Here is a 7,541-nt window from a genome sequence, read left to right on the forward strand (position 1 = left end):
TCGCAAGCGCGTACTTACGCGCGGCGTGAGCCTATAAGATTGTGGAATTTTAAACGCCTACGATTTAAAATTCCGCCTCTTTTACAGAAATTTCAACCGAGCGGCGGCTTTAAATTTAGCGGTCGCTCGGCGCAAAATTTTATTTAAAAATTCCACTCTTGCCCATTCGCCGTTAGATTATTTCAAAAAATCGCCTCTTGCTGATATTAAAATTTTAAATTTATGCTACAATCACTCAAATTTAAGATTTGAAATCTTAAGCGAAAGGATCCGTCTTGAAAAATAAAATTTCACTTTTTTTGGTCATTTCGGCGTTTTTGATTTTTACAGGTTGCTCTAAAAACGTGCCCGTAAATAGCGGTATTGTGCGCACTTCCGAGCCGCTTCACATTATGGAATTTCCGCAAGATAAGCTTATAAGCGTAAATTTTACCAATACCTCTACGACGGATTCGAATTTAACCCAAGTGGTGATTCAACATCTGCGCGCGGACGGATTTAAGGTCGTAAATAAAAGCGCGGCGAACGTCCAAATCGGCGGCAATCTCAACTACTTCCGCAAGGCGGATTTTTCGCGCAGATCGTGGGATAATCCGAGATTTAGCTTCGGAATGGGATTTGGCAGATATTACAGACATACGGGCGTAGGCGTGGGCTGGGGGATGCCGTTCGGTTATGATCCTTGGGACGACGACGATTATTACAGAGACTACTTCTACGACTCGCAGATTAGCCTCTACATAAGCGTTAAAAACAAAGGCGCTTGGAAGGATTACGTAACTAATCTCAACTACCAAAGCATCAAAAATCCGGGCTCTAAAGACTCGGTAATGGATGCGCTAAATTTTAAAATTTACGAATATATAAGACAACTGATTAAGCAGGGAAGATGATAGTAAAAGAGAATAAAAAGCCCGTAGCGATGACGCTGGCGGGATCGACGATTTTGGCGCTCGCTAGCGGGTATTGCTACCACGCGGGCTTTGGCGGCGCGGCGCTTTTTGCTTCCGTAGTGGCGGCATTTTGCGCGTTTTTTTGCGCGCTTAGACTCGGCGCGAAAAATTATTTGCAGATCGGCGAGGATGCTTTTACGATCGTGCGCGGGGCAAATTCCGAGAGCTTCGAATACAAAGATATCGCAAATTTAGGCACCAAAACCTTCGTCGCGGGCAGAAACAAAACGGAGCTTTTAAATTTTGTATTCAAAAAAATACCGCAGGCGCAGGATCGCTTTAATTTTTTACGATTTTACAGCGACACGGAGGCCACGCTACCGGGCTCATTTGAAATTTCGATCTACGAACTGAGTAAAATTTTGCGCGAAAAAGCGGGTCTTTCGCAAAGCCCTGAGGAAGAGCAAACCGCTTTAAAAACTCGCAAGGGCGCCAAGGGCTCTAAAAAAAGCGCGAGTAGCGCTAAAAATTTTAAAGCTAAAAACTTTCGCGATGAGAATTTTGCTTCAAAAAATTTCGATGCGCAAAGTTCCTGCGGCGCGCAAAATTTAGATGAAAATTCAGGCGCGGAAAATTCCCGCTCTACGCAGGATTCCGCCGTGCAAAATTCTAATGGCGCCGCCGATTCAAACAGCGCGCAGAATTTGAAGGGCGCTTCAAATTTAAACGAACAAAACTCCGCTGCGCCGAACAATGCCACTTCCTCAAATGACGCCGCCGCGGGCGAAAATTTCGCAGGTGCCGAGAATTCCGCGCCTAAATTTTCTGCGGGCGATAATGGATCTGCCACTGCATCCAAAAGTGCGGCAGCGGCTGACTCTGATGCCGCCGATACCGCGATGCAAAGCTCCGCCTGCGAAAGTAAAAACAAATAGAGGCGCGGTCTTGAACTCCTTGCCGATCGGAATTTTCTTGCAAGGAGCCGCGCTGATGCTCTCACTGATCGTCGCGATCGGCGCGCAAAACATCTTCGTCATATCCCAAGGTCTTGCGAAAAATCACGTCGCGGCGGTTTGCACGGTCTGCGCGCTAAGCGATGCCGTGCTTACGGGTATAGGTATATTTTTAATCGGCGGCGCCCTTAAGCAGGGCTCGCTCCTTACCCAAATTTTAAGCATAGGCGGGGTCATATTTCTGCTCTGCTACGCGCTAAGCTCGTTTTTTAGCGCCTACAGAGGCTCGCATTTTGCCAAGATCCAAAACTCGGCAAATAGCCCGCTAGCGCCCGTCGTAGCTAAAGCCCTTGCGGTGACGCTTCTAAATCCGCACGTGTATTTAGACACCGTCGTGGTCGTGGGCTCGCTCGGCGCTACGATCGCAGATGCCCAAAAGCCGTGGTTTTACGCGGGAGTTATGTTCGTATCGTTTGCGTGGTTTTTCGGCTTGGGCTACGGTTCAGGGGCGCTTTCGAAGCTTTTTGCAAGCAGCAGAGCATGGCGCATAATCGACGCGCTCGTGGGAGTTTTGATGCTGTATATGGCGTATCTGATCGCGAAGTTTGTCTTTAAAATTTAAAATTTCACGCTAAAATTCCGCATTCTTGATAAAGGATCTATGATGAAAATTGAAATTGAAAGCGGGCTCGAACTAAAAGAGGCCTTGTGGCGCGTAGAGAAAGCTCTGCGACTAGTGACCGACAAGGATGGCAAAATCACATCGAGCGCGACGCTTTACGTGGGCAAACATTCGCTTTTAAATTTACTCGATACCAACCAGATCGAAAATATCCAAAACGCTTATGCGCGCGCCAGGGCGGAATTTCGCGCGGAGATGCTGGGCGTGCTGGAGGGCTTTTTATCGCAAGAGGACGCCGAGAAAAACGCCGAATACGCGCTATTTAATCAGCTCTACCAGATGGCGATGACCGCGGGCAGGAAGAGCGATATCTTTATCCACGTCCAAGGCATCAGCGAAAACGAGGTCGTGCTGCGCGTCTATCAGCGCTTCGAGCTTGACGACGGCGTGATAATCTACTACGCAGGCGGCGAGTTTAGCTACACTCTGGATGAAAATTTCGGCAAAATTTATCGCTACGAAATTTAATTTTAGCGGTGCGGCGTGAGATCAGGTGCCGCTTCGATCGTAAATATTACGTCCGCATTATGCTTCTTTGTCGCGAGGACGCATAAATTTAAACCCTAAAAATACGCGGCGAGCTAAATTTAGACAAGCTTTCTGTGACGATAGAATTCCGCTCGGTTAAAATTTATCGTAATTCCAAATTTAAAGCTGCGTACAAATTTTTATCCCTCGATACGCAAATTTTATCCTACTGCCCGCCGGCGTTCTAGCCCGCTTTGCCCTGCGCCCGTCAAAATTTTTAACCGAGCTCGCGTGAAATTTTACTCCTCAGGCACGCAAATTTCGCCGCGCCGCATCGCCTTTACCGTGCAAAAGCCCACGATACCTATAAAAACGCATAAGATAGCAAAACCCGCCGCTCCCGCAAACAAGAAAAATTTGATCCCGTTAAACTCAAACGCTCGCAAAAACGCTATGCTAGCCGCAGCCGTCGGGAAGGTAAACGCCCACCACGAGAGGAAAAATTTAAGCCGCAAAAAGCTTTTAAACATACAAAGGATGAGAAGCGCGAAAAATAGCGTGATGTAGAGCATGATCTTCGCTGTGACGTCAAAGCTGCCGGTGAGCTTGACGTAGTCTAAAAACGCTATCGCAGGCGGCGCGATCACGATAAAAAGCGTCGGGATAAATTTCTGCGGCATCTGATCGTGAAAGATGATGCGGTAAAACAAAACTGCAAAAAGCACGGGCCAAAAAAATATCCCGATCGCAAAGTAATACCACGCAAGCTCGCTCGCGGCGGGCGCGGCTAGCGGGACGAAGAGGTTACCCACGATCGGGATGAACCACGCGGGGTTTGAGTGCGCGATCTGGACGTTATTTTTGATCCAAAAGGAGACGACGTGCAGCGTAATAAAGGTCTGAAACGCTACGCCCACGCAAAAAAGCGCGTCGTAAACGGGCGCGAAGTCCCGCCAGAGCGAGGCGACTAGCAGCGTGCCGATCGAAAAAGCGGCGAAAAAATTTACGCGCACCGGGTGGAAAAACTCCGCCTTGCAAGCCCCTGGGTATTTTATCAGCTTCGCCGCGTAACAAGCGCAGATGAGTGCGTATGCTAGGCTAGCCGCGCCGCGTAAAATTTCAAAAACCGCGCCTGAGATATCAAAGATCAAATTTAGCCGCTCGTATGCGAGAGCTAGTCCGCCAAGCCCCATAACTACGGTGTAAAACATTATGGGGAAGTGCTGCAGCCAGCTTGGTTTTTCGTCCTGCGTTTTCATAATTTTTCCTTGTTTTTTCTAAATTTTACCCCAATTTTAGCGCAATTTCGGTGAGTTAGTCACGAAATAAATCAATGCTTAAAATATTTTGTAGCTAAATTTTATCACCGCGCTTTTACGTAAAAGAAAATATAATTAAACAAAGCCAAATTTAACCAAGGAGTGCGTATGTTGGGAGACGAGCTAAAAGATACGCTAAAGCAGCGGTTTACCTCTAAATTTACGCTTAGTGCGCAGGATGAAGAGGCGGTGTTAAAAAGCGCGACGCTAAAAAGCTTTAAAAAGGGTGAAAGGATATACCCAAAAGATGGCTGTCTGGGCTACGCGATCATCATAAGCGGGCGTGCGCGCGGGCTGGTTAGCACGAGTAATTTTAAAGAGATCACCGTCTTTAACCTACAAGACGGCGATAGCTGTATGCTGTGCGGCTTTTGTTCGCTAGGAGCGCTACAAGCGGAGATAAATTTGCAAATCGAAGATGACGTGCGGATGATTTTGATACCAAGAGAGATATTTAAGAGGCTACGCGAAAACTATCCGCAGGTGGCAAATCACGCGCTAGAGCTCATGGCGACGCGATTTAGCTCGGCGATAACCGCTATGGATCAGACGCTGTTTTTGCCACTAACTAGGCGAATAATAAATTTCCTCGAGCAAAACGGCGCGAAAAACGGGCTAAAGATCACGCACGAACAGATCGCAAACGACATCGTTAGCGCGAGAGAGGCGGTATCAAGAGCGCTAAAAGAGATGCAGAAAAAGGGGCTCGTCGAGCTAAAACGCGGAGTCGTGACGTTAAGGTGACTTTGTTACATATTTAAATTTTAAAATGCGCTATGATTTGACAATAACTTCTAAAAGGAGCTTTTATGCAAAGCATCGACAGAAGAGGCGTCTTGAAAATTTTAGGCGCGGCGGGGCTAGCAGCGGCGGGAGTCGCAGGTGCTAGCAAGCTAAATGCGGGAGAAAATGCGGACATCCGCGCAAATATCCTAATAATCGGCGGCGGTCTAGGCGGCATCAGCCTAGCGGCGAAACTACGACGAGATATGCCAAACGCCGAACTAACGGTCCTTGATAAGGACGAGTACTTCTACTATCAGCCCGGCTTTACGCTCATCGCAGCCGGTCACTATCTGCCCGAAGATATAACCTACGAAAAATCAAATTTGATCCCAGACGGCGTAAAATGGATAAAGCAAAATGCCGTATCTATCGATCCGGCGGCAAATTCCGTCAAGCTAGAGGACGGGTCAAATTTGAACTACGACTACCTCGTGATAGCTAGCGGAGCGGAGTATGAGTTTGAGAGCGTAAAAGGGCTTAGCGCCGACGATATCGGTAGCGACAACGTGACCTCTATCTACACGATCCCAGGCGCTGTTGCTATGTCTGGCATAATGAAAAAAGTCGGCAAAGAAGGCGGCAAGATAGTCTTTAGCGACAACAAAACACCGATGAAGTGTTCGGGCGCAAATAAAAAAGTAACACTGCTAACCGAAGATATGGCGCGAAATTTAGGCAACAGAGACAAGCTTGATATCTCGATATACTCGGGTGCGCGGACGATATTTTCCGCTCCTGTTTATGCTAAAATGATAGAAGGGATGCTAGAGGAGCGAGACGTGAAGTATTTTACCTCGCATCAGCTGGTTGAGGTGGACAAAAGTGCCAATATAGCGGTATTTGAGCACGCTATGCCGTACCGCGAAAACGGCGAAAATAAACTCGCTAAAGAGCTAGTCGAAGTAAAATTTGACTACCTACACCTAGTGCCTCGCGTGAATGCTTCTAAAATCTACGCCGATGCAGGGCTAAGCGTAGGGTGATGTGGCAGGCAACTGGATTAGCCTCCCGCGCGAGACGCTGCAACACTCGAAATTTAAAAATATATTTGCCATCGGCGACGTTTGCGGATTTCCCGCCGGTAAAACCGGAGCTAGTATACGCAAGATGTATCCAGTGCTGGCGCAAAATCTAGCCGACGTTATAAAAGGACGCGAACCGAGTGCTAGATACGGCGGCTACACTGCCTGCCCGCTACTAACGAAATTCGGCAAGGCGGTGATGGTGGAGTTTAACTGGACGGGCAAGCCCGAGCCTACGATAGCGTGCATGGGCGCGACTCGCGAGAGCTACCTAAACTGGGCGATGAAGCTATATATGATGAAGCCGATGGTCATGCAAGGCATGATAAGAGGTCTAGCATAAAGGAGAGAAAATGCAAAACGTCGGGATTTTAGATAAAACTATCCGCCTAGTAATCGCTGCGGTTTGGATATACGCATTTGGGTTCGTCTGCGAGTGCTGGCTGTGGCTGGTCGGACTCGTGCCGCTACTGACGGCTGTTTACGGTTATTGTCCTCTTTATAAATTTTTTGGTATAAATACGTGTAAAAAATGCAAAAACAAAGAAAGGAAAACGCAATGCTAAGTAAAAAAACTAGGATAATAAGAGCGTTGATCGGGCTAGCGATAATGATCGCTGGAGTGGTGTTTAACAGCTGGTGGGGGCTAGTAGGGCTCGTGCCCTTTATCGTGGGCGTCACGGGATTTTGCCCGGCTTGCTACTTTTTAAACCGCTGTTCGCTAAAGCGTTAAATTTAGCTGCGGTATGCGGTTTGCTGCGCGCCTGGGCAAGAAGCGCGATAAATTTAGTGGCGAAGCGAGCTTTAAATTTTAAATTCTCCACGCCTTGCCGCGGAACGCTAAATTTAAACGAGCGCTTAAGGCTTAAAATTTTATCGCGCGATGCAGGGCGGGAAATTTAATCTCATGCCGCCGTCAATCGGCATGCCGCTATCCGCGTAAAATTTTAACGCCGTGTCGCTTTCAGCATTCTTGCTTCAGCACTCTTACTAGAGCGAGCTTGTGCTCCGCACCCGCCATAACGAAACTCTATGATTAATCGCACCTCGCCTCTTAAAATTCATCTTAAATTTGCTAAAATTGCATCAAAATTTAAAATTTAAAGGAGCCAAAATGTCAAATATCTTAATCATAGGCGCGGGCGGCGTGAGCCAAGTCGCGACCGTAAAATGCGCGATGAACGCGGACGTTTTTACAAAAATCACCCTTGCAAGCCGCACCAAAAGCAAGTGCGACGCGATCGCTAAATTTATCAAAGACCGCCTAGGCGTGCAAATCGACACCGCCCAGATCGACGCGGACGACACCGATGCGGTCGTAAATTTAATCAAAAAAACGGGTGCGCAGCTACTGCTAAACGTTGCGCTGCCGTACCAGGACCTAACGCTGATGGACGCGTGCTCTCGCGCCGGCATCC

At 47.9% G+C, this 7,541-nt stretch carries 11 protein-coding genes; 10 read left to right on the forward strand and 1 reads right to left on the reverse strand.

Features of this window, described 5'->3' with window-relative positions; translation table 11 throughout:
- Window positions 1-275: 275 nt before the first annotated feature.
- The 4 genes from Q0257_RS01335 to Q0257_RS01350 are packed head-to-tail and all read left to right on the forward strand — an operon-like array spanning window position 276 to window position 2,996.
- Complete coding sequence (locus Q0257_RS01335) at window positions 276-893, forward strand: hypothetical protein (RefSeq protein WP_298020588.1); 618 nt, start codon at window positions 276-278, stop codon at window positions 891-893.
- Entirely contained in the window at window positions 890-1,828 is a 939-nt protein-coding gene (locus Q0257_RS01340) for a hypothetical protein (RefSeq protein WP_298020591.1), read from the forward strand. The genes Q0257_RS01335 and Q0257_RS01340 overlap by 4 nt, the downstream gene beginning before the upstream one ends.
- Window positions 1,829-1,838: 10 nt before the next feature.
- Entirely contained in the window at window positions 1,839-2,468 is a 630-nt protein-coding gene (locus tag Q0257_RS01345; protein WP_298020594.1) for a LysE/ArgO family amino acid transporter, read from the forward strand.
- 42 nt (window positions 2,469-2,510) lie between these two features.
- The gene (locus tag Q0257_RS01350) at window positions 2,511-2,996 is read left to right on the forward strand and encodes a hypothetical protein (protein ID WP_298020597.1); all 486 of its coding nucleotides are present in this window, start codon (window positions 2,511-2,513) and stop codon (window positions 2,994-2,996) included.
- A 299-nt stretch (window positions 2,997-3,295) separates the two neighbouring features.
- Here the strand turns inward: Q0257_RS01350 and Q0257_RS01355 are convergent, their stop codons facing one another.
- Window positions 3,296-4,255: an SLAC1 anion channel family protein gene (locus Q0257_RS01355; protein WP_298020600.1), complete on the reverse strand. Its 960-nt coding sequence runs from the start codon at window positions 4,253-4,255 to the stop codon at window positions 3,296-3,298.
- A gap of 168 nt (window positions 4,256-4,423) precedes the next feature.
- On the opposite strand from Q0257_RS01355, the gene Q0257_RS01360 reads away from it, so the two are divergent.
- From Q0257_RS01360 to Q0257_RS01385, 6 genes are all read left to right on the forward strand, one after another.
- Complete coding sequence (locus Q0257_RS01360) at window positions 4,424-5,059, forward strand: Crp/Fnr family transcriptional regulator (protein ID WP_298020603.1); 636 nt, start codon at window positions 4,424-4,426, stop codon at window positions 5,057-5,059.
- 65 nt (window positions 5,060-5,124) lie between these two features.
- Window positions 5,125-6,084: an FAD/NAD(P)-binding oxidoreductase gene (locus tag Q0257_RS01365; protein ID WP_298020606.1), complete on the forward strand. Its 960-nt coding sequence runs from the start codon at window positions 5,125-5,127 to the stop codon at window positions 6,082-6,084.
- 1 nt (window position 6,085) lies between these two features.
- Window positions 6,086-6,466 carry a hypothetical protein gene (locus tag Q0257_RS01370; protein ID WP_298020610.1) on the forward strand — a complete coding sequence of 127 codons (381 nt, stop codon included), beginning with the start codon at window positions 6,086-6,088 and terminating at the stop codon, window positions 6,464-6,466.
- 10 nt (window positions 6,467-6,476) lie between these two features.
- Window positions 6,477-6,689 (forward strand): DUF2892 domain-containing protein, encoded by a 213-nt coding sequence (locus Q0257_RS01375; protein WP_002949192.1) that lies wholly within the window; start codon window positions 6,477-6,479, stop codon window positions 6,687-6,689.
- Entirely contained in the window at window positions 6,683-6,856 is a 174-nt protein-coding gene (locus tag Q0257_RS01380; protein WP_298020612.1) for a DUF2892 domain-containing protein, read from the forward strand. The genes Q0257_RS01375 and Q0257_RS01380 overlap by 7 nt, the downstream gene beginning before the upstream one ends.
- A gap of 381 nt (window positions 6,857-7,237) precedes the next feature.
- A partial coding sequence (locus Q0257_RS01385; protein WP_298020614.1) for a saccharopine dehydrogenase NADP-binding domain-containing protein occupies window positions 7,238-7,541 on the forward strand: 304 nt, incomplete at its 3' end.

The organism is uncultured Campylobacter sp., from assembly GCF_938018035.1.
Lineage (GTDB): Bacteria > Campylobacterota > Campylobacteria > Campylobacterales > Campylobacteraceae > Campylobacter_B.